The following is a 25,870-nucleotide window of genomic DNA, read 5'->3' as shown; positions in this document are numbered from 1 at the left end:
GGTCGTATTGAAGGTTGTCACAAAGAATAAAACGAATATGACATAAAATTGAGCTGTGTAGCATAAAAAAACCAACAAGCTGTTTAATCGATAAACAACTGTGATCTAAAGATAGCCGATGCAAAAAAAATTATTGACCGAATCAGTCTAGTGATTTGATGTAAACGGGACATGACATCCCATCTAAAAGTTATTAGCATGACTGCGAACGAATTTTTAAGAACAATGAAAGCGAAAGGAAATAATGATGTTAGCTTACGATTCGGATTTGGAACTCTTCCGCGACAACTTTAAACGCTTTATGAGCGAGCAGATTGCACCGCATTATGAGCAATGGGAACGTGAAGGCATTATGCCGCGTTCAGTATGGAATGCATTGGGCGAAAATGGATTCTTATGTGTTGATGTCCCAGAAGAATATGGTGGTTATGGTGTACCAACGCATTATTCATTGATGTTGGTTGAAGAGTCTGCACGTGCAGGCTACTGTGCATTATCAACCGCGATTTCATGTCACTCTGAAATCGCTGCGCCGTATATCCAGCACATTGCAACAGAAGAACAAAAACAGTACTGGTTACCAAAAATGGTGTCAGGCGAAGTGGTCGGTGCCATTGGTATGACTGAACCAGGTGCGGGCTCAGACTTACAAGCAATGCGTACCAGTGCCATCCTGCAAGATGATCATTATCTGTTAAATGGTTCAAAAACCTTTATTTCAAATGGTCAGCATGCTGATTTGGTGGTTCTGGCAGTAAAAACTGATCCACAAGCACGTGCCAAAGGTGTGTCACTCATGTTAGTTGACACGCATTTAGATGGCTTTAAAAAGGGAACTAACCTCGACAAAATTGGTTTGCATTCACAAGACACCTCAGAGTTATTCTTTGATAATGTCAAAGTACCGAAAGATCAATTGTTGGGTCAAGCAGGGCAAGGTTTTGCTTATTTGATGCAAGAGCTTCCGCGTGAGCGTACTGCGATTGCAGCTACCGCTTTAGGTGCAATTCGTGGCGCAATTGATTTAGCAACAGCGTATGTCAAAGAACGCCAAGCCTTTGGTCAGGCAATTTCACAATTCCAAAATACACGTTTTGTATTGGCACAAGCGAAGATTGACGAGTTGGCAACAGCCGCTTTCTATAATCAAAACGTGGCTTTATACAATGAAGGCAAGTTGGATGTGGAAACGGCAGCAGCCTTGAAGAGCTTTAGTACTGATATGCAAATGAAAGTAGCCGATAACTTGCTGCAATTATTTGGTGGCTACGGTTATATGACTGAATACCCGATTTCACGCTTCTTTGTTGATGCACGTATCCAGCGTATTTATGGCGGAACCAACGAGATTATGAAAGAAATCGTGGCGCGTGGCATTATCGGTAAAGCTTAATTGGCATTTATCTAGCCAAACAGCCTGCTTTTGAGCAGGCTGTTTTGTTTTGACTATTTGCTTGGTCTTTGGATGATGGGATAGTTCTGTTGTTTAGGTAATTGTTGTAAGGCTTGATTGATCTTTCTAAGAAAATCATCAGCTTGATTTTGACGTAGTTCATCATCTATATATTCACTACGTTGTTGAAAGTGGCCACAGCCTCGTATCTCCATATTAGATGGATTAAATGACCAGTCATTGGTGTTTTTTAGGTAAATGCTTAAATCACTTTCACAACTTTTCCATAAATTTAGAAATGCATTCGATTGTTCTGATTTAAAGCCTATTGCAGGATAGACGCTAAAGCCCTTCATTTCGGGATTTGAAAATTGAAAAAACTTATCAATAGGCATACCTCCCCAAAGGATTGCAGTATTTTCAGGCAAGGCGATGCCTGTTAGGTTTTGTTCTTCTAAAGCATGAGTTTGCTGATGGGTCTGTCTAAAGTGTTGTGATTGATAGGTCAATTTGGTTTGAGGAGGAACAGGAATTCCTCGAGCCTGACTGTTCATCGGGGTGATAAAGTAAGGTGATCGATCGGTGCCATTGCAACCTGCAATCATGGGGCAACCGCTACATGCGCTTAAACCGATACTGATCAAGCTCAATAAGCCTAAGCCGAAAATCTTATGCATTGTATTTACTGTTGTTATGACATCTTCTTGCAGTATAACCAATCTATTCTATAGAAAAGTTCAAATTTAAGCGGAACAAATAGCCCGCTTAAATTTAGCTATGTTTATTCAGGACTTTATGGTGTTGGTTCATCAAATAGATTTGAACAACTTTGTGGCTGACAACCTGCTAACATAATCGCTTTCGGTAAGCTGGCATACATATTAGTCAAATGCTGTTCAGCAGGATGTCGATAATTCCAGAACAAGAAATGCTTTGAACGTTGCTGATTAAAGTTTTGATAGAAGTTGTTCTGCTTCTGCAAGGATTCAGCGTCTGGTGTTGGACTTCGACCATGCTCATGCGTACCCACTGTGGTCATCAGCATGATATCTTGGATTTTATTTTGATTCTTTAACCAATCTACCTGCCGATTGAGCAACGCATAATTATCAAACCAGAGTGAAGGGCTGGCCGCAATATAACGTTGGAACATTTGCGGTTGACTAAAGAAAGCATGTAAAACAAATAGTCCACCAAAGGAATGTCCAAATAAACTCTGTTGCTGTGGATTAACTTTAATTTTGGTTTGAATCGCAGGCTTTAGTTCTTTCTCAATAAATTGAATGAATTGGTCTGCGCCACCATAAGTGTACTTGGCTTGTTTTTGAAATTCAGCCGATGCTTTTGGGGTGTAGTCTAAAGCACGCTTTTCTACATCAAAACTGTTTTGCTGTGGGTAGCCGATTGCAACAATAGCGACTGGACTCAAGCCCAAACGATTGGCACCACCACCCACCGACTTAGCAATATTGGCAGCACTATCAAATGCGGCATTGCCATCCAATACATACAACACAGGAAAACCTTCACTTGGGACTTCACCAGCAGGAACCGAGATCTGAATCAAATAATCATGTTGAGTATATTTAGATGCGATTACAAAGCTTTGCTGAATATTGGCTTGTGATTTAAGAGGCGCTTTATTGGAACTTTGGGTAGTCGGTTGGGCAAAAGCCAATGGTGTAGCCACGAGCAGAGAAAAAGCCAAAATCCCCATTTGTTTAAACATAATTTATTCGTAAGCATTGAAATTTTGTTGGTAATATATAATGAAAAACATTATCAATAAAGTTTGGTAATAAAAAGAGTTAAAACTCAGCGTGTTTAATAGCTTAAAGTGTTGTTATACTAGCTCGGATAATCAATTCACAGATGAATTGTAATCCATTCTTATAGATGATTTTGCTGAGGCTGCATTCAATGGTAAACGATGGACAAAACACATCGAATTCACTTAATTTAGAACAAATTCGTAACGATATTGATAGTGTTGATCAACAAATCCAAGAGTTACTCAACCGCCGTGCGACGCTTGCAGAAGCTGTAGCCAAAGCGAAATTTGCATCCGAAGAGAATCCGTTGTTTTATCGCCCTGAACGTGAAGCTCAAGTGCTGCGTAAAGTCATGGAGCGTAATCAGGGACCTTTGTCTGATGCGACCATGGCACGTTTGTTCCGTGAAATCATGTCAGCATGTTTGGCACTTGAAGCACCACAAAGCATTGCATTCCTCGGACCAGAAGGGACTTATACCCATTCGGCTGTGCTAAAGCATTTTGGTAAAGATGCTGTTGTACGTCCATTGCCAACTATTGATGAAGTATTCCGTGAAGTCGAAGCGAGCAGTGCACATTATGGTGTCGTTCCAGTGGAGAACTCATCAGAAGGGATTGTCAACCATACGCTGGATTGCTTTAAATCATCGACTGTCAATGTGATCGGTGAAGTTGAGCTTCGTATCCATCATCAATTCCTTGTCTCAGAAAATACCCGTAAAGACAGTATCAAGCAGATTTATGCGCATCAACAAACTTTGGCTCAATGCCGTAAATGGCTAGATGCACATTATCCAGGCGTTGAGCGTGTTGCACTGAATTCAAATGCAGAAGCGGCGCGCCGTATTCGTAACGAATGGCATTCTGCTGCGATTGCATCTGATATTGCGGCAAGCATGTACAATCTTGAGATTTTACATAGCAATATCGAAGATAACCCTGAAAATACCACACGTTTCCTTGTGATTGGTCGTGAGAAGATTCCTCAAAGTGGTAATGATAAAACCTCTTTATTGATCTCTGCACATGATCGTGCCGGTGCTTTATTGGAAATTCTTGCGCCGTTTGCCAAGCATCAAATCAGCTTGACCAGTATCGAAACACGTCCAGCATTGCCTGAGAAATGGGCTTATGTGTTCTTTATTGATTTAGAAGGGCATATCGGTCAGGAAAATGTTGCAGCGGCATTGGAAGAAATCCGTCCAATGGTGAAAGAGTTGCGTGTACTCGGTTCGTATCCAATCGCTGTTTTATAATCTAGTTTTATCGTATGGATAGATGACTTCGGTATCTATCCATATCAAAGTCGTCTCATTAGGCAAATATGTTTTATGTCTCAACCATTATTTAAGAAAGTTGCATTTATTGGGCTTGGACTGATTGGGTCGAGTCTTGCTCGTGTGATTGTGGCAGAACAACTTGCATCTCAAATTGTGGCTTCAACACGCTCAAAAAAAACATTAGAAGATGCTAAGGCACTCGGTCTTATTCAACACGGTTATGCAACGCCAGAAGAAGCAGTTCAGGATGCCGATTTAATTGTTTTAGCATTACCCGTTCGTGCAACGCAAAAAGTGCTGGAACAAATCAAGCCTTATCTTGCAGACAATGTCATCATTACCGATGTCGGCAGTACCAAAGGCAATGTCGTTGAAGCGGCAAAAGCTGTATTTGGTGAAAAGTTACCGGTTGGTTTTGTACCAGGACATCCGATTGCAGGGGCAGAGCATACAGGCGTACATGCAGGTAAAGTTGATTTATTCGTGAATCACAAAGTGATTCTAACACCACTTCCGACCAGTGCGGAGTGGGCGGTTGAAAAACTGATTCAACTTTGGTCTGCGGCAAAAGCCGAAGTGATTTGCATGGATGTCACCAAACACGATGAAGTGTTGGCACATACCAGTCATTTACCACATTTGATGGCATTCAATCTGGTCGAACAACTGGCAAATCGTGAAGATAATTTAGATATTTTCCGCTATGCTGCAGGAGGTTTTCGTGACTTCTCGCGTATTGCTGCCAGTGATCCACAGATGTGGCATGACATTTTCTTCGCCAATAAAACCGCAATTTTGAATGCTGTTGATGGTTTTGAACAGCAATTGTCCGTTTTAAAGAAATTAATTGAACAGGAAGATTCGCAAGCGTTGATGGGACTGCTCGGGCATGCGCAGGCAGCACGTCAGCACTTTAACCATATGTTGGCCAAAAAACCTTTGATGGAGAAAAACAAGGTGACACAGCAATTTACCATTTTACCGGGAAAGAAAACGTTTACAGGTAAATTCACCGTACCGGGTGACAAATCTGTGTCACATCGCTCCATCATGTTTGGTGCGATTGCAGAAGGTACTACCCATGTAACAGGCTTCTTGGAAGGTGAAGATGCACTCGCAACTTTACAGGCTTTCCGTGATATGGGGGTGAGCATCGAAGGACCGAAGAATGGTGAAGTCACTATTCATGGTGTGGGCATGCAAGGCTTAAAAGCGCCAGCAAGCGCTTTGTATATGGGTAACTCAGGCACCAGTATGCGTTTGCTGTCAGGCATGTTGTCTGCGCAGAAGTTTGATTCAGTGATGACAGGTGATGCGTCATTGTCTAAACGCCCAATGGAGCGTATTGCCAAACCGCTTCGTGAAATGGGTGCACTCATCCAAACCACAGGTGAGAAAGGTACGCCACCGGTCAGTATTACAGGTAGCCAAGTGCTTAAAGGGATTCAATACGATTTACCAATGGCATCTGCTCAAGTGAAATCAGGCATTTTACTGGCTGGTTTGTGGGCTGCGGGTGAAACTTCGGTGACTGAGCCCGAACCAACGCGTGACCATACTGAGCGTATGTTGCGTGCTTTTGGTTATGATGTGAAAACTGAAGGCAATAAAATCTCGCTTGTGGGTGGCGGCAAGTTAGTCGGTACTGACATTCAAGTACCTTCTGATATTTCATCTGCTGCATTCTTTATGGTCGGTGCGGCTATTACAGAAGGTGCAGATGTTGTCCTTGAGGCAGTGGGTATCAACCCGACACGTACAGGAGTAATCGAGATCCTGAAGCAAATGGGCGCTGATCTAACTGTAGAAAATGAACGTATTGCAGGTGGTGAACCTATTGCAGATATTCATATCAAAGGTTCTAGAACGCTAAAAGGTATTCATATGCCTGAAGACCAAGTACCATTAGCGATCGATGAATTCCCTGCATTATTCATTGCTGCTGCATGTGCAGAAGGCCAAACGGTTTTAACTGGCGCGGCTGAGCTACGTGTTAAAGAATCTGACCGTATTCAAGTGATGGCAGATGGTTTAAAAACCATGGGCATTGACTGTACCCCAACCGACGATGGCATCATCATTGAAGGTAAGGGCAAGTCTGGTGACTGGTCAGCGATTTTCACTGGTGGTGAAATTGAATCACACCATGACCACCGTATTGCCATGAGTTTCAGTATGGCTGGTTTACGTACTTCAGGTAACATCACCATTCATGGTACAGAAACTGTGGCAACAAGTTTCCCAACCTTTACCGAGCTTGCAAATACTGCAGGTTTGGATTTGCAGGTTGTGAATCCATAAGCTGATCTGGAAAGGCAGTGTTTAGCTTGATTAATTAAGTTAAATGCTGCTTTTTTTATAAGCATATTCATAAAAACAATTGGCTAAATATAAGGCGAAAACGCTTAAATAATAAAAATGCTGAGTTTGTAGATGTACATATCTAATCGGGTCTAAATTTATCAATTTAGCTATAGAACTAAGACAATCAGCTAATCTATTAAAGACAATTGTATATATAATAATTCTTACCGTTCGCGTCGGATTTACTCTGTGGTCCAGAGTTAAAACATAAAAATAGAGGGAATAGCATGAAAACGTTGCAATTTATAGCAGATTGCCCAAAACATGGGGTGGTTGATCATCCACCGAATGAATGCTATATCACGCAAGAGTACGTGGCTGCATTGCTGTATAAACAATTAGAACAATATGGCTTTGATGCACAACATATTCGTCATGAACATGAAAAAATTGAAGTGCGTATCGACAATCACCAATTGCCACTTTCAATCTTATGCTCACAGCAAGATACAGAAGGACATATTCTCTGTGAAATCTCAGCCAATCCACAGCAAGAACAAGCTTGGTTTGAGCGTATTGAGACACAAAGCATTATTCGCCAATTGGCTCAAGCTGTCGAAAATAGCTTAAAAGCAGAACATAGTTTTTCTCAGTTTGTGTGGAAAAGCTAAGTCAATTTTGCGCATAAAATCTTAATTGAAGTGATTTAACATCATGACCGTTTGGGTGTATGGTGTATATTGGTTTAAACGCTTTATTTGAGAGTATAGGTGCATGATACAGGTTGATTTTTCTAAATTATCACCCCAAGCGGTTTGGCAACATTTTGAGACCTTATGTACGATTCCTCGACCATCCAAGCATGAACAACAACTCAGACAATATTTAAAAGATTGGGCGGAACAGCGCAACTTGAAAACCTATGTCGATGACATTGGTAATTTAATTATTCGAAAAGCTGCTACAGCAGGTAAAGAGCACGTTGCAGGTGTGATTTTGCAGGGACACCTAGATATGGTGACTCAGGCAAATCGTGGTACGCAACATGATTTCTTTAAAGATCCAATTCAACCTGTATTAAAAGATGGCTGGCTGATTGCTGAAAATACCACATTGGGTGCCGATAATGGCATCGGAGTTGCATTGGCGTTAGCAGTCTTAGAATCAAATGATATTGCGCATGGACCGATTGAAGTTCTTCTCACCATTGATGAAGAAGCAGGAATGAGCGGTGCTCGTTTACTCGAGTCAGGTGTGTTAACTGGACAGTGGCTCTTTAATATTGATACCGAAGAATGGGGTGAACTGTATTTAGGTTGTGCTGGAAGTATTGATCTGGAAGTACAGCAATCACCTGAATATGAACCAACACCTGCAAATTTGATTTATGTTGATCTGTTGGTATCAGGTTTAAAAGGGGGGCATTCAGGGGTTGATATTCATTTAGGTCGTGGTAATGCCAATGTGATTTTAGCCAATTTCCTGAATGATTATTTGACACCATTCAATGGCCGACTGGTTGAGTTTGTCGGTGGGTCGGCACGAAATGCCATCCCACGTGAAGCTGCGGCAACCATTGCAATTCAAGCAGAACAATTATTGGCGTTAGAAAAAGCCGTTGCAGCAACACAGGTTGAATGGCAGAAAAAATTACAGGGTATTGATGATCAACTCCAGATCAGCGTACAGCAAAATGCCAATCAGATAAATGAAGTTATGACATTGCAGCAACAGCAAGCTTGGTTGCAAGCATTGGCAAGTTGTCCATACGGGATTGCCCAGTGGAGTCGTGCGTTAGCTGATGTGGTTGAGACTTCGAATAATATTGGTGTGGTCAAATTGACGAAAGATGAAGCCAAAACTTTAATTATGGTTCGTTCGATGGTGAACCAAGAAGCAGTGACATTTGCACAAAACATTCAACAGCATTTTGCCAATTTCCAGATTCAATCTGAATTGACGCCGTTAGTATCAGGTTGGACACCAAATCCAGATTCGGCTGCATTGAAATGTTTACAACAAGCTTATCAGTCCGCATTTAAGATTGAGCCAAACTTGAAAGTGATTCATGCAGGCTTGGAATGCGGCATTATTGCGGAGCATTATCCTGATTTACAGATGGTATCGTTTGGCCCTGATATTCAGGGAGCGCATGCACCGGGTGAAAGAGTTAAAGTCGATACTGTAGAGAAATGCTGGAAGTTGTTGGTGACAGCGTTAGAGTCTGTTAAATAAATTTTCATAAAAAAGAAGCTCATGAATGGGCTTCTTTTACTTTAACGGTGACCTGAAATAGCGTTTTATCCACCTCGATAAATTCAATTTCACAATCAATAAATTTTTCAATCATAGCTGCCTGTGTACGGGTATGTTCACTAATACATTGTGCCGTAAATTCACCACCGTGACCCAATGCCAAAGGTAATAGCAACTGATCCGCTAAATACTCATCGACTGCCGCATTAGATTCTATATATTGCTTCACCTGTTCAGCCAAGTGATTGGCAATTTGTTCTGCACTTTTGCGCATTTCACCTAAAGCGGTAAATAGCTGAATGTGATGTGAGTATGCAACTTTGACATACATCGTATTGCCTTGACTGATCCCATTTAAATGGAATTGCTGTTGAGTATCTAAATTCAGTCTTTTATTTAAAGTTGCTAATTCCCGCTGTGCAATTTGTGCTTCTTCGGAAAGGTTTAATACTGCTGCAAAAGCCTCCGTGCTTTGCAAAGTACCACGATCTAATAAATTTAGCTTGTTTCGATGTTGCCAAGGCTGAATCTTGATTTGAATTTCACCAGCACCAATTGGGAAGAAGCCTGCTTTGTTTAACTTAAACTCGACTTCTATTCCAAGTTTTTCTAATGCTGGCAAAAAGCAATGCTCGATAAAATCTGCTGTTGGCGCAAGTGGATTATGGGTACCCCCAGAAATTGTGAGTTCACTGGCTTCATTTTGCAATAACAAAGCAGGTAATAGGGTTTGCAAAACCAGTGTTGTGCTTCCTGCCGAACCAATCTGGAATTGGTATTTTCCACTTTGTACATGTTGCGGTGCAAAGTACAGACGTTGGCTATGAAGCTCAGCACCTTCTACATACGCTTGGCTAATTTGTTGAGATGCCTCTACACAGACCAAATGCTGACGCATTAAGCCTGGTTTTTTCCGCCCAGCACGAATGTTGATTAATTCAAATGCTTGACCGGTAATCATCGAAAGGGCAAGGGCGGTTCTTAAAATTTGTCCACCACCTTCACCTTGTGAACCATCAATCTGGATGGCTGCTGGCATATTTGCCAAAGCTTTATTCACGTCTATTTTCCTTATTTTCTAATTTAATGAACATACTGTCAGTACATGGTAATGCGAAGTAACGCGTGACTTTGCTTTTAGCAAAGGTTTACTAGGTCCATGGTGCTGAGCCTAATCAGTGAAGATTGATGCACGGCTCACATGCTGCCATAGCCGCCTGAATTATTTTCAATCCCTCAGATCGGAGTAACGCAGGATCTTGTACTCGCCCAGTATGCCCAAACTGTGATTGTGAACTAAATTCACAAAATCTATTGTCTATTCGACTAAATCAATCTGCCAATTGGCAGCTTGAATTTTGATATTTAAATCACGTAATTTCGCGCTGATATCATCGGCTTGTTTTTGCAAGCTAGAGACTGGGATAACCTTCTGCCATTTGATCTCGCGTGAACTATAACGATCAGGTTCACGATGGGTATTGGCAATCGCATTAACGAGAATCTTATGCTGTTCAGCATAACTATCACGTAAGCTTAATAGGGCGAGCAGGATTTTTCCATCTTCCAACTTGGCTTGTGCGTTGGTCAAATGAATACGACAAATCAACTGATTGCTTTCTTGGGTTAAAGCAAACACCTGTTTGATCAATTCATTTGGATCTTCACTGGGTTCATCACCGTCTTGTACCAATACATTGGCGTTGATCCGTTGTTTTAATGAAGCGAGCTTTTTTTGTTGATCGCTTCGCAGTAAAAGTGCTTCTGCGAGTTTCATCTTTTATTTTCCTAAAAACTTATTCTTTAATCTGTTGAGCTTGCTAGTAGTAAACAGCCTTTATTTTGCTGTGCTGAATAGATGGTTAAGCACCAATTGCCCCACCATTCTCGGCCGAGTTCAAAATAATCATTCCATTCAGAATCATTATCTCGACCACTACCTGGGTAGCCAACCCAATCATATATTTCACAGTCTTTTTCAGTTAAAAGACATAATTGCATGAATGTTTTGAAGAATGCTATTCGATTAGAATGGGCAAGGGTTGTTCCATAGGGTGGATCAATGACTGCCTCTAACAAGTTCAAAAACCAATTATGTCCAGAAAATAAATTAGGTTTGTCCAAACTATCAAGATTTACAAGAGCGCTATCTAATTTCTCAATGATTAAAGTGTTTAAGTCGAACGTTTTTTCTATTGCTAAACTTTCACAACTCAATAACATCTGTTGATGAATAGCGAGTGTATTCGAAGATTCCGTTTGATGTGCGATATCAAACAAAGAAACTTCAAATACAGCTTGTATGGCATCAAGATCAGATTGTAGTTCTTTGCTCTTCAAATGATTTAATTGGACAAACATATGCCTACCTTCTGGTTATGTTCAGGTATTTAGCCCTTAACACACACCACTTGTCTTAATGTATACATCACTTCAACCAAATCCTGTTGTGCTTTCATCACATCTTCAATTGGTTTATAAGCCGATGGAATTTCATCAATCACAGCAGCATCTTTACGGCATTCCACACCTTCAGTCTGCGCAATCTGATCTTCTACAGTAAAGCGACGTTTTGCTTCAGCACGGCTCATGACACGACCTGCGCCATGCGAACATGAACAGAATGATTCCTGATTTCCAAGCCCACGAACAATAAAGGATTTGGCACCCATGGAACCTGGGATAATTCCATATTCTCCTAAACGTGCACGTACAGCACCTTTACGGGTCACCATCACTTCTTCGCCGTAATGTTCTTCCTTTTCCACATAATTATGGTGGCAGTTTACGGCTTCCAAACGTGCTTGGAATGGTTTTGGAACAATCGTTGCCAAGGCCTTAATCGCAGACTGCATCATGATTTCACGGTTTTTCATGGCAAAGCGTTGTGCCCAACCTACAGCAAACCAGTAATCATCAAAATGTTCAGTTCCTTCGACTAAATAAGCCAAGTCTTTATTCGGTAAATTAATAAAATGCTTCTGCATATCTTTACGCGCCAGTTCGATAAAATGATTACCGATGGCATTACCCACACCGCGAGAACCTGAGTGCAACATAATCCAAACATGATCATGTTCATCTAAGCAGACTTCTACAAAGTGATTTCCTGTACCCAATGTTCCTAACTGTTTTCGGTTGTTGGTGTTTTTTAGGCGAGGGTGCTTCGCACAGATGAACTCAAAATCTGCAACTAAATCAGCCCAAGCTTGATCTACCATTTCAGGTGGTGTTTCCCAAGAACCTTTATCTCGTCCACGTTTGGTCATTCCATGTGGAATTAAACGTTCAAGTTCAGTACGCAAAGCATATAGGTTATCTGGTAAATCAGAAGCAGTTAAGCTGGTGCGAGTCGCCATCATTCCACAACCAATATCGACACCGACTGCAGCAGGAATAATAGCCCCTTTGGTTGGAATCACACTTCCGATGGTTGCACCTAAACCAAAGTGAACGTCTGGCATCACGGCCATCCATTTATAAATAAACGGCATTTGGGCAGTTTGCAGCAATTGTTGTTTTGAGTTGTCGTCAACAAGCACACCATTGGTCCACATTTTTACTGGCATACTCGTTTCATTTTTTAAAACTTGATAAGCACGTTGTTGCTGTTCTTGTTCAAATTGAGCTTGTTGGTTGATTTGTTCAACGACAGACATTTTCATTTTCCTTTCAAAGCCTGCCTGCCAAGCGTTTGCAGGCAGGTGATATTCACAAGATCCCAATGATATTGTGTGCATATACTATTGCAGTGACTGTACCAACTTTTCAAAAACAACCCTTAATAATTTTAAGATATTGATAACTAATAAAAATATTTTCTTAAATATTTTTCAAAAGCATGTATGTAGATGATTTTTTCGATATTTATATATCTAAAATGATATTTAAGTATATTAAAAGATAGGTGAGCTATCCTGAGATTTTATTGATAGATCATATATCAGGGGATCTACCAAGATTTATCGATTTTTGAAAGTTGACCTGTCTCATCTAAGCTAAATTGATCAAAATCATGAGCTAAGTAGAAGTTACCTTTGTAGGATTTACTAACTTCTTCTGCAATCGCTTGCTGCCCAGCACTGTCTTGATGGCGTGGGCTAAAGTGAGTCAGGATCAGATTGCTTAGACCTTGTTGTTGAGCAAATTCTGCAACCATCTTTGCTGAACTATGCATGGGGCCTGAACCTACTTTATCTAAAATGGCTTGGGTGTAGGTGCTTTCATGAATCAAGAGCTGGGCATCTTGGCAAGCTTGTGCCAATAACTCAGGACGATCATTATCTCCACCGACAATCGCATGTGCACGTTGCGTTTGAATTTGAATAAAATCAGCTGCTTTTAAGGTTTGCTCATTTAACTGTACGTCTAAGCCTTGCTGTAAATCGCCCCAAACTTTACCTTTTGCTACGCCGAGTTGAATTAAGGCGTGTGTATCTAATTTCTTTTGAGTGTATTGCGCAATAATACTAAATGCAAAACTGGGTACACGGTGACTGAGTAGATGGGCTTGAATTGAAAGTTCATCGGTTAACTGTAGTATCTGAGTTGCTTCATTCACATCGATAAAGTTGAGTGGATAGGGCAAATGTAAATCTGTTAATTGTGCTGTAACTTCAATCCATTGTTGAATTTCTTTGGGCGCGATAATGGTTAAGGCTGCAGTACGGGCATTCATACCTGCACTGGCTAATAAGCCAACCAATCCATAACAATGATCGCCGTGTACATGGGTAATGCAGATCGCAACTAGGCTTTGTAATGAGAGCTTGGCCTGTTGAATGCGATGCTGTGTACCTTCGCCAGCATCGACCAATATCCAGTCTTTATTCTTGCTGTTACGTATTGCTAGCGCAGAAACGTTACGTGTGAGTGTGGGCACACCAGAAGAGGTGCCTAAAAAAGTAAAATGAAGCATATTGTTGGAATTTTTCATCGAATTGCGTATTGTATATGATAGACATATATAAAATATTATAGAAATTATGCAGAATGCAAAGAAAACCGTCGTAATTGGCTTTGTAGGTTCTACTTTAGATCAAGGAAAGCGTCCTGATCGATGGCAACGCTGGCGTCCGACCTTGAGTCTTCTAATGCATGAAGATCTGATCGTGGATGAATTGGTACTATTACATGATCGGCAACATCATAATTTAGTCAAATTTATTGCTGAAGATGCTCAAAATGTGTCGCCATCGACTACCGTGTCAGGTCAGCGAGTGAGTATCCGTGATCCTTGGGATTTTGCCGAGGTCTATGGTGCGCTATATGACTTTGTAAAAAGTTACCCCTTTGATACTGAAAAAAATAACTATCTTTTGCATATCACTACAGGCACGCACGTTGGTCAAATCTGTTGGTATCTATTAGTCGATGCCAATTATTTGCCTGCCAAGCTGATTCAAAGTGCACCCAATCAACAAAAAACACCAGAAGGTGAATATCGCATCATTGATCTGGATTTGTCTCGCTATGATGTTCTCAAGCAGCGTTTTGAAGATGAACAACAACAAAACTGGCAACAGTTGAAAGCCAATATTTCAACCTATAACCATGAATTTAATCAACTGATCACCGAGGTTGAGTTGGTAGCAACGCGTTCCAGCGCACCGATTTTGATTATGGGTGCAACAGGCGTAGGTAAATCACATTTAGCCAAACAAATCTTTCTATTAAAGAAAGATAAGTTTCATTTGAATGGCCGCTTTATTGATGTCAACTGTGCGACCTTACGTGGTGACAGTGCCATGTCGAGCTTGTTTGGTCATATCAAAGGAGCATTTACAGGTGCAGCGGCTTCACGGACAGGATTATTGAAAAGTGCTGATCAAGGCATTTTATTTTTGGATGAAATTGGTGAGCTGGGACTAGATGAACAAGCGATGCTGCTCAAGGCGTTGGAGGATAAATCCTTTTTCCCTGTCGGAAGTGACAAAGAGATTCAGGCAGATTTTCAATTGATTGCCGGGACAAATAAAGATCTAAGAGCGGAAGTGCAAGTAGGACGCTTTCGTGAAGATCTGTGGGCGCGGCTGAATACATGGACTTTCTTTTTACCTAATCTCAAAGATCGAATCGAAGATATTGCCCCCAATATTGAGTTCGAGTTGCAACGCTTTTCGGCAAATCACCAACGACAATTACGTTTTCAACGTGATGCATTCGATGTGTATTTGAAATTTGCCAAGTCTAAAGAAGCATCATGGCAGGGAAATTTTCGTGATTTGACTGCGAGTGTGACACGGTTAGCTACATTGTCCAGTGGCGAGTTGATCCGTTCAGAAACGGTGGAAAAGGAGATTCAGCGTTTAAAGCAGTTGTGGTCAATTCAAACTATACAAAACCAATCTAAAGACGTAGATATTCTCCTCAAATATTTAGATCGAACGCAGTTAAGCGAGATTGATGAGTTTGATCAGATTCAACTGCGTGGTGTACTTCAAGTCTGTGAAAATGCCAAATCGATGGCTGATGCTGGACGTCAGCTTTTTGCAGCTTCACGCCAGCAACGTAATACCACCAATGACAGTGACCGAGTCAAAAAGTATTTGGCTCGGTTTGGCTTAAGTTGGAGTGACTTTTAGTAATCATTCAGCTGGATGATCTTTCTTTATTTGGGATTGGCTAGGTAGAAACTCTAAGTTCCAAAGTTTTTCGGCATGTCGGCCAATCCACCAGAAAGATGCAGCTAACAAGATAAAGAAGATGGCTTTGTGCATGCCATTCCAAAAGAACTCAAAATACTTGGTGTAGAGGTTAATAAATAAGAAGGTGATACCAAAACCACGTGAGGTGGCATCATCATGTTTTAAGCCATAAACAATTGCGATGATGGCAATAAACGCGAATAGCACGCCCCAATGTAACAGCTCATATTGCTTGACACTATACCAACTCCCTAAGTCACCATAATTGCCAAAGATTGAGAGAATCCATAAGGCAATAAATAGATACAGCAGGCCCATGACATAGGTTGAATGTGCAAAGTCTTTAAAATTCAAATAGCGTTTAAACAGCAAACTTAAGCCAATCAATACACCGCCAAACAAGACAAAGCGTAAAGGGAAGTTCATTCCAAGATAATAAGCACCCCAGCCGGACATATAACCAGTTTCCGTGCCAAACCACGAGCCGAGCGAAAGCAGCGAGAACACCCAGATCAGTTTAGAGGGGAACCAGAAGGCAAGTGCGGCATAAATAATGGTGGAAAGCAGGAATAATAAAGAAAAATGCCCACTACCAGTATCAATCGCTTGACCAAAATAGGCGACCGACGCTGCGGTAGACAGCACGCCTGCGAAAATAATTGCCTCATTGCTAAATTGATGTAAGGGTTTGATTTTGCGTCTACGATAGGCAAAGCCATAAAAGGCCACCGCAACTGCAGCAAAAATTAGACAAGGGATGATTTTAGAGTCAATAAAGATTTTTTGGATCAGTTCCATTAAGAACTTATCAGCAGTAATTGCAGCAACCGCAATCACGGCGCAAATCATGGAAATCCAGAATGAGTATTTTGCCAAACGTTCCCAGTCAAAAGGCCGAATCGAAAAACTTTGATTTAAATCATTGGCAACATCGGGCGTAATCGTGCCTTGTTGTTGCCATTGCTCGATGGTTTGCTTTAAAAAAAGTCCCTGTTTTTTATTTAATTTCATTATTAAAGAACCCGAATGTATGCACATCTATATTGATATAACAGACATTGGGTTCAAAACACGTATATTTTTCTTAGTAATTTGTTGTTAAATCTACAGTTTTAAAAAGCGAGCAATCACTTGACGCAATTGTTTTAGATAACCAGTAAAGAAATGATTGGCGCCTGGCAAAATCGTGATCGGATGTTTTTGTGGTTTTGCCCACGCGATCATATCTGAGAGCAGGGTAATATCATCCTGCTCACCATGAACAAACAGGATATCGCCGTCGATTGCTGGGGTCTTGTAATGACGTAAATCGACGACCGAACCTGTAGGTAAGCCACATAATACCAGTTGTTTGGGACGTAATTCTTCGCTGAGTTGTGCTTGGCATTTTGCCAGTACATGTGAGCCAAAGCTAAAACCACCTGCATAGAAGGTTAAACCTGCATGCTTCTCACGGGCATATTCAATCACAGCCATAATGTCATCAGTCTCGCCGTGCCCTTGGTCATGTGTGCCTTCACTGCCAGCTAAGCCACGGAAGCTAGGGCGGTAAACCACGCACCCCATCTCATTAAAAATCTGAGCCAGTAAAACAGGGACTTTATGATGCGGTGTACCACCTTGCAAAGGATGTGGATGGCAGACGACAGCAAAACCTGTGATTTCACCTTGGGGTTGATCAACAAACATTTCGATTTGACCAACAGGACCTTGGATGAATAATTGCTCAGACATAAGATACGCAATGGATAATGGAAGAATCCACTATTTTACCGATAAAACTGAACGAGAACACGGATTGGCATTAAAAATTATCAACTGTTATAGTTTCACCAAGATAAATTTATTTTGATTGATTATGCTTGCTTTAATTTCTCCTGCTAAAACACTCGATTACACCACAGCACTTCCTACAGATACACATACCCAGCCCCGTTTGTTGGCGCAATCACAACAATTGATTGATGTTTGTCGCAAGCTTTCTGCGACAGAAATTGCATCGTTGATGACCGTGAGCGAGAAAATTGCCAATTTAAATGTAGAGCGTTTCCGTGACTGGAATGCAGATTTTGATTTTTCCAATGCACGTCAAGCCTTGTTTGCATTTAAAGGCGATGTGTATACCGGTTTAGATGCTTATCACTTAAAAGAACAAGATGTTGATTTTGCCCAGCAGCATTTGCGTATGCTGTCTGGTCTTTATGGTTTATTGCGTCCGTTGGATTTGATGATGCCGTACCGCTTAGAAATGGGCACTAAATTGAAAAATACACGTGGTCATAATCTATATGAATTCTGGGGCAGTATTATCACCGATCAAATTAACCAAGATTTAGCTGAAATTGATGCGAAAGTATTGGTAAATTTGGCTTCTGACGAATATTATAAATCTGTGAATGAAAAGAAAATTCAGGCAGAAATTATCAAGCCTGTATTCTTGGATCAGAAGAATGGAAAATATAAAGTCATCAGTTTCTATGCGAAAAAAGCGCGTGGATTGATGGCGAGATACTTGATTGAAAATAAATTAAGCCAAGTAGAACAATTAAAAGCATTTGATAGTGAAGGGTATTACTTTGATGCTGAAAGTTCATCGGATAAAGAATTGGTCTTTAAGCGAGATGAACAGCACGCAGCTTAGATTTGCCTTGGGCAGGGTGGGATGTTAACCAAAGAACTTTTATTAAAACACGCAATATCGTCTGATCAAGTTCGAATCAAAGGGCATTTGACAGAACCTCGTAGTTATGGGGTATATGCATTGCCTTTAGATCGAGATGGTACTCGACGATTCAGATTTGGTAATCATCCTATGCGCCAACAGGAACTAAAACATGAGTTTGGTTCCTGTACCTTGTATCAGCTCTTTCTTGAGCGTAAAGATGCTGAATCCTTGGCAAAATGGCTGAATAAAGAAATCCAATGAGGATGAGCAATGCAGCAGTATTTATCCACATTAGAAAAATCATGGTCTGAGCTGCATCAGCATTATCATTTTTCTGAGCCACAGAAAGTTTTTAATAAGTTGATTGCTGCCTACAGTGAAAAGCAGCGGGCTTATCATACGCTGCAACATTTGTATGAATGTCTAGTTCTAGTTGACTCGATTCGATCTGATTTAAATGATGTGTATGCGGTTGCTTTGGCACTCTGGTTTCATGATGCGGTTTATGACCCCCAAGCAAAAGATAATGAACTGAAAAGTGCTGAGCTGTTTGAACAGTATTTGGCTCAAGATTTATCAATCGATATCGTTCAAAAGATAAAACGTTGGATTATTGCGACGCAAAAGCATGAAGCAACGGATGAGCTAGACTTACAGTTTTTACTGGATATTGACTTAGCGATTCTAGCAGCTTCGCCAGAGCGTTTTGAAGAATATGAACAGCAGATTAAGCAGGAATATGCTTGGGTAGATCCAGATATTTATTTGGTTAAAAGAAAACAAGTTCTCGCACATTTTTATCAAGTGGAACCGTTGTATCAAACGGAATATTTTCAACAGAATTTTGAGCAAAGGGCGAAGCAAAATTTAAATCGAATATTAAACATTTAGAATTGAGAGAATCATGGACCAGCTAATTCAAACATTGAAAGAGCTAGCGAAACAGCATCCGTTAGAAAAATATTTTATATGGAAGTTGCCAGAAAGTAATCCATTACCAATCCCTGTGCATCTTGCCTCCATATTTGAGCAAAATATTTATTTAAAACATAATTTCAATTCTTTATTGAATTCAGGTGATTTAGCTGGTCGGTATTGGTTGATTCAAGAGTGGGGAGGTATACGTTCTTTTAAGCAAAATCCTAAAAATGACCTATTATTGCTTAAATTTGAAAGTGAACTTACAAAAGGTGCTTTAACAAGAACTACTTTTTCAGTGATCTCTTCTTTATCAAAAGTAGCATCATTTATGGATCATCAGGCTTATGCAGTTTATGATTCCAGAGTCATTTATTCTTTAAACTGGTTGTTGTTTAAATATTCAACATTAAAGGAATTTTATCCTCAGCCGATCGGAAGGAATGCTGATATAACTCAATATGAACTTAATACGATTTTTAATTTGTTTGATGGTCCTGTGAACTATAAAACTCATCGCATTGCTTATCATGATTATTGCCAATTAATGAAAAAATTATCGATGGAAGTGTATGCTAAGAGTGAGCCGTATTGGGCTGAAATGCTTTTGTTTATCCTTGCACCAAAATATATTGTGAATGATATAAAAATCTCATTACAGATAGCATTAAAATGCTAGAAAGAAATGAGTGTTTTGGCGATTAAAAAAGGGAGCAAAACGCTCCCTCTAATCTTTGTTTTCTTACTTAAAGAAATACCCTGTCTCTGGTGAGCTTGCATTCGCCATACGCTTACGCGGCATACGACCTGCTAAGAATGCTTCACGACCTGCTTCAACCGCTTTTTTCATGGCAGAAGCCATCAAAATTGGATTTTGTGCCGCTGCAATCGCCGTGTTCATAAGAACACCGTCACAGCCCAACTCCATTGCAATGGCAGCATCACTGGCTGTACCCACACCAGCATCCACCAACACAGGGACTTTGGCATTTTCTTTGATGATGGAAATGGTATGTGGATTTAAAATACCAAGGCCAGAACCAATCAAACTACCCAAAGGCATGATCGCAACACAACCCATGCTTTCAAGTTCTTGCGCAACGATTGGGTCATCCGAGGTATAGACCATGATTTCAAAGCCATCATCAATCAAGGTCTGTGCTGCTTTCAGTGTTGCAGTCACATTTGGGTATAAGGTTTTTTCATCACCGAGCACTTCTAACTTCACCAGATTGTGACCATCAAGTAGCTCACGTGCCAGCATACAGGTACGAATCGCGCTATCTGCATCGAAGCAACCTGCGGTATTCGGCAGAATCGTGTATTTCTCTGGTGGAATCACTGAAAGCAGATTCGGCTGATCAGCATGCTGTCCGATATTTACACGACGAATTGCCACGGTCACAATTTCGGCGCCACTGGCTTGAATGGCTAAATCAGTTTCATTGAGATCTTTATATTTACCAGTTCCGACCAATAAACGAGATTGGAAAGTACGTGAACCAACAATTAAAGGGGAATCTTGCATGGGCTTACTCCATTTTTAGCCGATTAGCCGCCACCAACAGCTTGAATAATTTCAATACGATCTTCAGGAGCAATTGTCGTTTGCTCAAGTTTGCTTTTCGGAATAATCTGTTGGTTCTTCTCTACAGCAAAGCGTTTGCCTTCTAAGGCTAAATTCTGAATCAATTGCTGTAGGTTTTCACAAGACGTGTCTGTTGACTCGCCATTTAAATAGATGTGCATGATCAATCCTTATTTCGCATGCTTGATTGCTTGCCATGCGAGTAACAGCCAACCCGCTATCATAAACGCACCGCCAATCGGTGTAATCGCACCTAAAATGCGAGGTAGGCCGAGCGCCATAATGTACAACGAACCGCAGAAAAAGATGATACCAATTTGGATCAAAATAAAAGGAATTTTTATTGGAAATGTTGCGGTGATTTTATGCAGGACACCTAGAATAAGTAAACCAATCGCATGATAAAAGAAGTATTGGGTTGCTGTACCCCACCAAGTCAGTTGTTCTGGGGTTGCAAATGATTTGAGTCCATGAGCACCGAAAGCACCCAACATAACTGCAAGCGCAAGGTTAAGCGCCGAGATAGCTATCCACATAATGGCAATGGAACTGGAAATTTGATGAACAAAGTTAACATATTCTAGGGCTTAAACAAAGCCAGATAAAACAAAAGGGCATTAAAGCCCTTGTGTTTGGTTTGATTTTAACTTGCAGACATCGCAGTTTTGATCTTTTCCATTGCATTTTTTTCAAGCTGGCGAATACGTTCTGCGGAAACATTATATTCTGCAGCCAGTTCATGCAAGGTTGATTTGTCATCATCTAACCAGCGACGTTGTAAAATATTCCGTGAACGATCATCAAGCTGATCCATTGCCTCATGTAAAGCAGTGGTACTTTGTTCTTCGTAGTCTTCTTCTTCAACTAATCGAGCAGGATCGTAACGATTGTCCTCAAGATACAGTGCAGGTGCGGTATGTGGTGTATCGTCGTCATCATCGCCTTGAGCTTCAAAAGCAGCATCATAAGCGGTTAAGCGACCTTCCATCTCGAGCACTTGCTCTGGTGTTACATTCAAATCATTGGCAATTGATTTCGCTTCTTCCAAAGTGAGTCGCTTGCTTGATTTTTTAAGACTGCGTAAGTTGAAGAATAATTTACGTTGTGCCTTGGTCGTTGCGATTTTAACAATACGCCAGTTACGAATCACATATTCATGTATTTCGGCTTTAATCCAGTGCACTGCGAAAGAAACTAAGCGAACACCCATATTTGGATCAAAGCGTTTGACAGCTTTCATTAATCCAAGGTTACCTTCTTGAATGAGATCACCTTGTGGCAATCCGTAACCTGCATAGCTACGTGCAATATGTACAACAAAGCGTAGGTGTGACATTACCAATAGTTTGGCAGCATCAAGATCTTGGTCATAATAATAACGCTCAGCAAGTTCTTTTTCTTGCTCGGCCGTTAGAATTGGAATTTGATTGACAGTACTGATATATGCACCAAGGTTTACGCCTGGCGCAGACAATGACAGGGGCATCAATTGATTGCTGCTGTCAGTAGTCATGGAGTCTCCTTATAGGATGGTATTTAAGTCAACAATTTCATCTTAATGCGAATGTTCTTCATCACTAAGGAAATTTGAGTATAGAAATGTAAAGTTAACTATTTTATCTTTACCAAGAGTTTAGCAAAGAATCACATAGATTCAATTAAATAGTGAAATTCATTGTCTGAAATTTTTTGTGTCTGGCATTGAAGTTGCTGAATTTGGCAATATCGTGTTACATCAATTTCACTATGTGGATCAGAGGACTTTAATAAATATTGCTGTGTACCATCAGCTTTCTTTAGTGCGCGCTTTAGCATGAGCAAAGGCATTGGGCAGGGTTGCCCTAAGGCATCAATAATGATGAGAGTATCGGGTGTGTCGGTCATATTCAGTTAAATCACTTTATTCAGAATTATCTTAACAAATTTTTGCGTAATTTTTGAGAGGAAAATTTCATTAAAAAATTAGCTAAATTATTGAAAAAAACAGATAGAAATATCCTTAATAACTAAAAAAACTTCTATTAATTGTGATAAACCCATGATAAGCTCGATGCGTTTTAGAAAGTTGTTTAATGCAATTTAATTGTTTTAAACTCTATAACAAATGGATGTAACCGGAAATTGTTGATAGTTTTACAGAATGATTACAAGCTTTAAAATTATAAATATTTTAAAACCTTGTTGGCTCTGCTGTTTGCAACACCGGAAGGTCCTTATCTTTCAATATCTGAGGATTGACTTATGACAGCTCGTGAACAAGGCGTAGTAAAGTGGTTTAACGACACTAAAGGCTTTGGTTTTATTCAGCGTAATGGTGGTGATGACGTATTTGTTCATTTCCGCGCAATTATGGGTGATGGCCACCGTTCTTTACGTGACGGCCAACGCGTAGAATTCAGTGTTGTTCAAGGACAAAAAGGTTTCCAAGCTGAAAACGTTCAGCCTTTAGACTAATTTGTTGCCTTAACGCAATATAAAAACGCTCCAATGTAATTTGGGGCGTTTTTGTTTTTTATGGTTTATAATAGCGACTTTCTTTTGGTCGTTGATGGTTCGAGAGCATATATGACATCTGGTTTTGAAACCTTAAATTTACATCCGCAGTTGAAGAAAGCGATTGATGCTTTGGGTTTTACAAAAATGACCCCAATTCAGCAAAAGGTTTTAAAATATACATTAGCAGGGCATGATGCCATTGGTCGAGCGCAAACAGGTACAGGGAAAACTGCTGCCTTTTTGATTAGCGTGATCAATGATCTACTCAATAATCCAGTTCAAGAGCAACGTTTCCGTGGTGAACCGCGCGCATTGATTTTAGCACCGACCCGTGAGTTGGCATTACAGATTGAGAGTGATGCACAAGCATTGACGAAGTTTTCAAATTTACACCTTGTGACCTTATTGGGTGGGGTGGATTTTGAAAAGCAAAAGAAAATGTTGGATCGTAACTTTGTTGATATTATTGTTGCGACGCCTGGGCGCTTGATTGATTTCGTTGAACAAAAAGAAGTGTGGTTGGACAAAATCGAATTCTTGGTGATCGATGAAGCAGACCGTTTACTTGATATGGGCTTCATTCCATCTGTTAAAAGAATTGTTCGTTATTCACCATTTAAAGAGCAACGTCAAACCTTAATGTTCTCAGCAACATTCAGCTATGATGTGCTTAATCTAGCGCGTCAATGGTTATTTGAGCCGGTTACTGTAGAAATTGAACCCGAGCAAAAAACCAACAATGACGTTGAGCAACGTGTGTATGTGGTTGCTAAACAAGATAAATATAAGTTGTTGCAAGAAATCTTGCGTGAAGAACCAATTGATAAAGTCATGATCTTTGCCAATCGCCGAGATCAGGTGCGTCGCTTGTATGATCATTTGAAACGCGATGGCTATAAAGTTGGCATGCTATCTGGTGAAATTGCACAAGATAAGCGTTTAAAAATGCTGGACCAATTTAAGCAAGGTAAGAACAATATTATGATTGCAACTGATGTTGCGGGTCGTGGTATTCATGTGGATGGTGTTTCGCATGTGATTAACTTTACCTTACCTGAACAGTCGGATGACTATGTGCATCGTATTGGGCGTACAGGGCGTGCTGGTGCGCAGGGTGTCAGTATCAGTTTCTTGTCGGAAGATGATGCATTCTATTTGCCAGAAATTGAAAAAGCGATTGGTAAGAAATTACCATTAACGCGTTTAGAGGGTTATTGCTAAATCTTGATCCATTTTATTGGGTGTATTGAAGCGCAATATCTTTTAAGAAAGAGGCCAAATCATGCTGTGATTTGGCCTTTTTGATTATTGGGTCAGAATAACTACTCAAATTACACAAAAGATTGAAGATTTTTTTATAATTACTGTGATTAGTTGCTGAATTGAAATAGATCAGCATGTAGAATATGGCGCATTACCTGGGAGGATATTATGGCTCTAATTTCAATGCGCCAGCTCTTGGATCACGCTGCAGAACATAACTACGGCGTACCAGCGTTTAACGTAAACAACTTAGAACAAATGCGTGCAATCATGCTCGCTGCGGATGCAACGAATTCACCTGTTATCGTACAAGCTTCGGCTGGTGCGCGTAAATATGCAGGTGCACCTTTCTTACGTCATCTTATTTTAGCTGCGATTGAAGAGTGGCCACATATTCCAGTGGTAATGCATCAAGATCATGGTACTAGCCCTGATGTTTGCCAACGTTCGATCCAATTGGGCTTTAGCTCAGTGATGATGGATGGTTCATTGGGTGCGGACGGTAAAACGCCTACGACCTATGATTACAATGTTGATGTAACTCGTCGTGTTGTCGCGATGGCACATGCATGTGGCGTTTCAGTTGAAGGTGAAATTGGTTGCTTAGGTAGCCTTGAAACTGGTATGGCGGGTGAAGAAGATGGTGTAGGCGCAGAAGGCGTACTTGACCACTCTCAACTGTTAACCTCTGTTGAAGAAGCGACTCAGTTTGTTGCAGATACCAATGTTGATGCTTTGGCGATTGCTGTCGGTACTTCACATGGTGCGTACAAGTTTACTCGTCCACCTACAGGCGATATCTTGGCCATTGACCGTATTAAAGAAATCCATGCTGCTTTACCAAATACGCATCTTGTGATGCATGGTTCAAGCTCTGTACCACAAGAGTGGTTGGCAGTGATTAACCAATACGGTGGTGACATTAAAGAAACTTATGGTGTGCCTGTAGATCAGCTAGTAGAAGCGATCAAACATGGTGTGCGTAAGATTAACATTGACACTGATTTACGTTTGGCTTCTACTGGCGCAATGCGTCGTATGATGGCTGAAAAACCAAGTGAATTTGACCCGCGTAAATTCTTTGGTGAAACCGTTGAAGCAATGAAGCAAATCTGTGTGGATCGTTATAATTCATTTGGTACATCAGGTAATGCAGATAAAATTCGTCCAATTTCTTTAGAGAAAATGGTTGATCGTTACAAATAATCAATTTGTGATGTAAAAAAATAGCGGCGATTGCCGCTATTTTTTTACCTTTAATTTTAGAAATAAAAAATGCCAGCGAA

The 25,870-nt window shown here is 40.6% G+C and carries 27 protein-coding genes; 13 read left to right on the top strand and 14 right to left on the bottom strand.

Going from position 1 to position 25,870, the window contains the following annotated elements; translation table 11 throughout:
• Window positions 1–247: 247 nt before the first annotated feature.
• Entirely contained in the window at window positions 248–1,393 is a 1,146-nt protein-coding gene (locus F993_RS11035; protein WP_004653920.1) for an acyl-CoA dehydrogenase family protein, read from the top strand.
• A 53-nt stretch (window positions 1,394–1,446) separates the two neighbouring features.
• On the opposite strand, the gene F993_RS11040 is transcribed toward F993_RS11035, so the two are convergent.
• Both F993_RS11040 and F993_RS11045 read right to left on the bottom strand, forming a co-directional pair.
• The gene (locus F993_RS11040) at window positions 1,447–2,070 is read right to left on the bottom strand and encodes a hypothetical protein (RefSeq protein WP_004653919.1); all 624 of its coding nucleotides are present in this window, start codon (window positions 2,068–2,070) and stop codon (window positions 1,447–1,449) included.
• Window positions 2,071–2,186: 116 nt separating this feature from the next.
• Complete coding sequence (locus tag F993_RS11045) at window positions 2,187–3,122, bottom strand: alpha/beta hydrolase (protein WP_004653918.1); 936 nt, start codon at window positions 3,120–3,122, stop codon at window positions 2,187–2,189.
• Between the two features lie 191 nt (window positions 3,123–3,313).
• On the opposite strand from F993_RS11045, the gene pheA reads away from it, so the two are divergent.
• The 4 genes from pheA to F993_RS11065 all read left to right on the top strand — a co-directional run bounded on the left by pheA (window position 3,314) and on the right by F993_RS11065 (window position 8,986).
• A complete protein-coding gene (pheA, locus tag F993_RS11050) occupies window positions 3,314–4,423 on the top strand; it encodes a prephenate dehydratase (RefSeq protein ID WP_004653917.1) in 1,110 nt (369 codons plus the stop codon).
• Between the two features lie 75 nt (window positions 4,424–4,498).
• The gene (locus tag F993_RS11055; RefSeq protein ID WP_004653916.1) at window positions 4,499–6,748 is read left to right on the top strand and encodes a bifunctional prephenate dehydrogenase/3-phosphoshikimate 1-carboxyvinyltransferase; all 2,250 of its coding nucleotides are present in this window, start codon (window positions 4,499–4,501) and stop codon (window positions 6,746–6,748) included.
• 290 nt (window positions 6,749–7,038) lie between these two features.
• Window positions 7,039–7,422, top strand: a complete 384-nt coding sequence (locus F993_RS11060) for a hypothetical protein (RefSeq protein WP_004653914.1) — start codon at window positions 7,039–7,041, stop codon at window positions 7,420–7,422.
• Between the two features lie 103 nt (window positions 7,423–7,525).
• Window positions 7,526–8,986, top strand: coding sequence for an aminoacyl-histidine dipeptidase (locus F993_RS11065; protein ID WP_004653913.1), 1,461 nt, complete (start codon window positions 7,526–7,528; stop codon window positions 8,984–8,986).
• Between the two features lie 19 nt (window positions 8,987–9,005).
• Here F993_RS11065 and rtcA read toward each other — a convergent pair whose 3' ends face one another.
• The 5 genes from rtcA to F993_RS11090 all read right to left on the bottom strand — a co-directional run bounded on the left by rtcA (window position 9,006) and on the right by F993_RS11090 (window position 13,925).
• A complete protein-coding gene (gene rtcA, locus F993_RS11070) occupies window positions 9,006–10,067 on the bottom strand; it encodes an RNA 3'-terminal phosphate cyclase (protein ID WP_004653912.1) in 1,062 nt (353 codons plus the stop codon).
• Window positions 10,068–10,325: 258 nt separating this feature from the next.
• Complete coding sequence (locus tag F993_RS11075; RefSeq protein WP_004653911.1) at window positions 10,326–10,784, bottom strand: DIP1984 family protein; 459 nt, start codon at window positions 10,782–10,784, stop codon at window positions 10,326–10,328.
• 26 nt (window positions 10,785–10,810) lie between these two features.
• Window positions 10,811–11,368, bottom strand: a complete 558-nt coding sequence (locus F993_RS11080; protein WP_004653910.1) for a hypothetical protein — start codon at window positions 11,366–11,368, stop codon at window positions 10,811–10,813.
• Between the two features lie 29 nt (window positions 11,369–11,397).
• Window positions 11,398–12,666 (bottom strand): RtcB family protein, encoded by a 1,269-nt coding sequence (locus tag F993_RS11085; RefSeq protein WP_004653909.1) that lies wholly within the window; start codon window positions 12,664–12,666, stop codon window positions 11,398–11,400.
• Window positions 12,667–12,959: 293 nt separating this feature from the next.
• Window positions 12,960–13,925, bottom strand: a complete 966-nt coding sequence (locus F993_RS11090) for a ribonuclease Z (protein ID WP_032812469.1) — start codon at window positions 13,923–13,925, stop codon at window positions 12,960–12,962.
• A 67-nt stretch (window positions 13,926–13,992) separates the two neighbouring features.
• On the opposite strand from F993_RS11090, the gene rtcR reads away from it, so the two are divergent.
• The gene (rtcR, locus tag F993_RS11095) at window positions 13,993–15,591 is read left to right on the top strand and encodes an RNA repair transcriptional activator RtcR (protein WP_004653907.1); all 1,599 of its coding nucleotides are present in this window, start codon (window positions 13,993–13,995) and stop codon (window positions 15,589–15,591) included.
• 3 nt (window positions 15,592–15,594) lie between these two features.
• Here rtcR and F993_RS11100 read toward each other — a convergent pair whose 3' ends face one another.
• Both F993_RS11100 and F993_RS11105 read right to left on the bottom strand, forming a co-directional pair.
• The gene (locus F993_RS11100; RefSeq protein WP_004653906.1) at window positions 15,595–16,665 is read right to left on the bottom strand and encodes a DUF2157 domain-containing protein; all 1,071 of its coding nucleotides are present in this window, start codon (window positions 16,663–16,665) and stop codon (window positions 15,595–15,597) included.
• A gap of 93 nt (window positions 16,666–16,758) precedes the next feature.
• Window positions 16,759–17,388, bottom strand: a complete 630-nt coding sequence (locus F993_RS11105) for an alpha/beta hydrolase (RefSeq protein WP_004653905.1) — start codon at window positions 17,386–17,388, stop codon at window positions 16,759–16,761.
• 124 nt (window positions 17,389–17,512) lie between these two features.
• Between F993_RS11105 and yaaA the strand changes: the two genes are divergently transcribed.
• The 4 genes from yaaA to F993_RS11125 are packed head-to-tail and all read left to right on the top strand — an operon-like array spanning window position 17,513 to window position 19,916.
• Window positions 17,513–18,295 (top strand): peroxide stress protein YaaA, encoded by a 783-nt coding sequence (gene yaaA / locus F993_RS11110; RefSeq protein ID WP_004653904.1) that lies wholly within the window; start codon window positions 17,513–17,515, stop codon window positions 18,293–18,295.
• Window positions 18,296–18,316: 21 nt separating this feature from the next.
• Window positions 18,317–18,580, top strand: coding sequence for a hypothetical protein (locus F993_RS11115; RefSeq protein ID WP_004653902.1), 264 nt, complete (start codon window positions 18,317–18,319; stop codon window positions 18,578–18,580).
• 9 nt (window positions 18,581–18,589) lie between these two features.
• Complete coding sequence (locus F993_RS11120; protein WP_004653901.1) at window positions 18,590–19,210, top strand: HD domain-containing protein; 621 nt, start codon at window positions 18,590–18,592, stop codon at window positions 19,208–19,210.
• Window positions 19,211–19,223: 13 nt separating this feature from the next.
• Window positions 19,224–19,916 (top strand): hypothetical protein, encoded by a 693-nt coding sequence (locus tag F993_RS11125; protein ID WP_004653900.1) that lies wholly within the window; start codon window positions 19,224–19,226, stop codon window positions 19,914–19,916.
• 63 nt (window positions 19,917–19,979) lie between these two features.
• Here the strand turns inward: F993_RS11125 and F993_RS11130 are convergent, their stop codons facing one another.
• The 5 genes from F993_RS11130 to F993_RS11150 form a co-directional block, all read right to left on the bottom strand.
• Entirely contained in the window at window positions 19,980–20,765 is a 786-nt protein-coding gene (locus F993_RS11130) for a thiazole synthase (protein WP_004653899.1), read from the bottom strand.
• Between the two features lie 23 nt (window positions 20,766–20,788).
• Window positions 20,789–20,986, bottom strand: coding sequence for a sulfur carrier protein ThiS (thiS, locus tag F993_RS11135; RefSeq protein WP_004653898.1), 198 nt, complete (start codon window positions 20,984–20,986; stop codon window positions 20,789–20,791).
• A gap of 9 nt (window positions 20,987–20,995) precedes the next feature.
• Entirely contained in the window at window positions 20,996–21,361 is a 366-nt protein-coding gene (locus F993_RS11140; protein WP_004653897.1) for a DUF423 domain-containing protein, read from the bottom strand.
• Between the two features lie 107 nt (window positions 21,362–21,468).
• Entirely contained in the window at window positions 21,469–22,338 is an 870-nt protein-coding gene (gene rpoH / locus F993_RS11145; RefSeq protein WP_004653896.1) for an RNA polymerase sigma factor RpoH, read from the bottom strand.
• Window positions 22,339–22,469: 131 nt separating this feature from the next.
• A complete protein-coding gene (locus F993_RS11150) occupies window positions 22,470–22,709 on the bottom strand; it encodes a sulfurtransferase TusA family protein (RefSeq protein ID WP_004653895.1) in 240 nt (79 codons plus the stop codon).
• 357 nt (window positions 22,710–23,066) lie between these two features.
• Here F993_RS11150 and F993_RS11155 point away from each other — a divergent pair, with 357 nt between their 5' ends.
• The 3 genes from F993_RS11155 to fba all read left to right on the top strand — a co-directional run bounded on the left by F993_RS11155 (window position 23,067) and on the right by fba (window position 25,790).
• Window positions 23,067–23,279 carry a cold-shock protein gene (locus tag F993_RS11155; protein ID WP_004653893.1) on the top strand — a complete coding sequence of 71 codons (213 nt, stop codon included), beginning with the start codon at window positions 23,067–23,069 and terminating at the stop codon, window positions 23,277–23,279.
• 111 nt (window positions 23,280–23,390) lie between these two features.
• Entirely contained in the window at window positions 23,391–24,542 is a 1,152-nt protein-coding gene (gene rhlB / locus F993_RS11160) for an ATP-dependent RNA helicase RhlB (protein WP_004653892.1), read from the top strand.
• A gap of 210 nt (window positions 24,543–24,752) precedes the next feature.
• Complete coding sequence (gene fba / locus F993_RS11165; protein WP_004653891.1) at window positions 24,753–25,790, top strand: class II fructose-bisphosphate aldolase; 1,038 nt, start codon at window positions 24,753–24,755, stop codon at window positions 25,788–25,790.
• Window positions 25,791–25,870 lie beyond the last annotated feature (80 nt).

Origin of the sequence: Acinetobacter proteolyticus, from assembly GCF_000367945.1 — a bacterium.
GTDB lineage: Bacteria > Pseudomonadota > Gammaproteobacteria > Pseudomonadales > Moraxellaceae > Acinetobacter > Acinetobacter proteolyticus.
This window is presented reverse-complemented; position numbering and strand designations above follow the sequence as displayed.

Bases quoted from the DNA above. Each gene is read 5' to 3' on its own strand.
- F993_RS11035 (WP_004653920.1), top strand. From the start codon at position 248: ATGTTAGCTTACGATTCGGATTTGGAACTCTTCCGCGACAACTTTAAA.
- F993_RS11040 (WP_004653919.1), bottom strand. From the start codon at position 2,070: ATGCATAAGATTTTCGGCTTAGGCTTATTGAGCTTGATCAGTATCGGT.
- F993_RS11045 (WP_004653918.1), bottom strand. From the start codon at position 3,122: ATGTTTAAACAAATGGGGATTTTGGCTTTTTCTCTGCTCGTGGCTACA.
- pheA (WP_004653917.1), top strand. From the start codon at position 3,314: ATGGTAAACGATGGACAAAACACATCGAATTCACTTAATTTAGAACAA.
- F993_RS11055 (WP_004653916.1), top strand. From the start codon at position 4,499: ATGTCTCAACCATTATTTAAGAAAGTTGCATTTATTGGGCTTGGACTG.
- F993_RS11060 (WP_004653914.1), top strand. From the start codon at position 7,039: ATGAAAACGTTGCAATTTATAGCAGATTGCCCAAAACATGGGGTGGTT.
- F993_RS11065 (WP_004653913.1), top strand. From the start codon at position 7,526: ATGATACAGGTTGATTTTTCTAAATTATCACCCCAAGCGGTTTGGCAA.
- F993_RS11075 (WP_004653911.1), bottom strand. From the start codon at position 10,784: ATGAAACTCGCAGAAGCACTTTTACTGCGAAGCGATCAACAAAAAAAG.
- F993_RS11080 (WP_004653910.1), bottom strand. From the start codon at position 11,368: ATGTTTGTCCAATTAAATCATTTGAAGAGCAAAGAACTACAATCTGAT.
- F993_RS11085 (WP_004653909.1), bottom strand. From the start codon at position 12,666: ATGTCTGTCGTTGAACAAATCAACCAACAAGCTCAATTTGAACAAGAA.
- F993_RS11090 (WP_032812469.1), bottom strand. From the start codon at position 13,925: ATGCTTCATTTTACTTTTTTAGGCACCTCTTCTGGTGTGCCCACACTC.
- rtcR (WP_004653907.1), top strand. From the start codon at position 13,993: ATGCAGAATGCAAAGAAAACCGTCGTAATTGGCTTTGTAGGTTCTACT.
- F993_RS11100 (WP_004653906.1), bottom strand. From the start codon at position 16,665: ATGAAATTAAATAAAAAACAGGGACTTTTTTTAAAGCAAACCATCGAG.
- F993_RS11105 (WP_004653905.1), bottom strand. From the start codon at position 17,388: ATGTCTGAGCAATTATTCATCCAAGGTCCTGTTGGTCAAATCGAAATG.
- yaaA (WP_004653904.1), top strand. From the start codon at position 17,513: ATGCTTGCTTTAATTTCTCCTGCTAAAACACTCGATTACACCACAGCA.
- F993_RS11115 (WP_004653902.1), top strand. From the start codon at position 18,317: ATGTTAACCAAAGAACTTTTATTAAAACACGCAATATCGTCTGATCAA.
- F993_RS11120 (WP_004653901.1), top strand. From the start codon at position 18,590: ATGCAGCAGTATTTATCCACATTAGAAAAATCATGGTCTGAGCTGCAT.
- F993_RS11125 (WP_004653900.1), top strand. From the start codon at position 19,224: ATGGACCAGCTAATTCAAACATTGAAAGAGCTAGCGAAACAGCATCCG.
- F993_RS11130 (WP_004653899.1), bottom strand. From the start codon at position 20,765: ATGCAAGATTCCCCTTTAATTGTTGGTTCACGTACTTTCCAATCTCGT.
- thiS (WP_004653898.1), bottom strand. From the start codon at position 20,986: ATGCACATCTATTTAAATGGCGAGTCAACAGACACGTCTTGTGAAAAC.
- F993_RS11140 (WP_004653897.1), bottom strand. From the start codon at position 21,361: ATGTGGATAGCTATCTCGGCGCTTAACCTTGCGCTTGCAGTTATGTTG.
- rpoH (WP_004653896.1), bottom strand. From the start codon at position 22,338: ATGACTACTGACAGCAGCAATCAATTGATGCCCCTGTCATTGTCTGCG.
- F993_RS11150 (WP_004653895.1), bottom strand. From the start codon at position 22,709: ATGACCGACACACCCGATACTCTCATCATTATTGATGCCTTAGGGCAA.
- F993_RS11155 (WP_004653893.1), top strand. From the start codon at position 23,067: ATGACAGCTCGTGAACAAGGCGTAGTAAAGTGGTTTAACGACACTAAA.
- rhlB (WP_004653892.1), top strand. From the start codon at position 23,391: ATGACATCTGGTTTTGAAACCTTAAATTTACATCCGCAGTTGAAGAAA.
- fba (WP_004653891.1), top strand. From the start codon at position 24,753: ATGGCTCTAATTTCAATGCGCCAGCTCTTGGATCACGCTGCAGAACAT.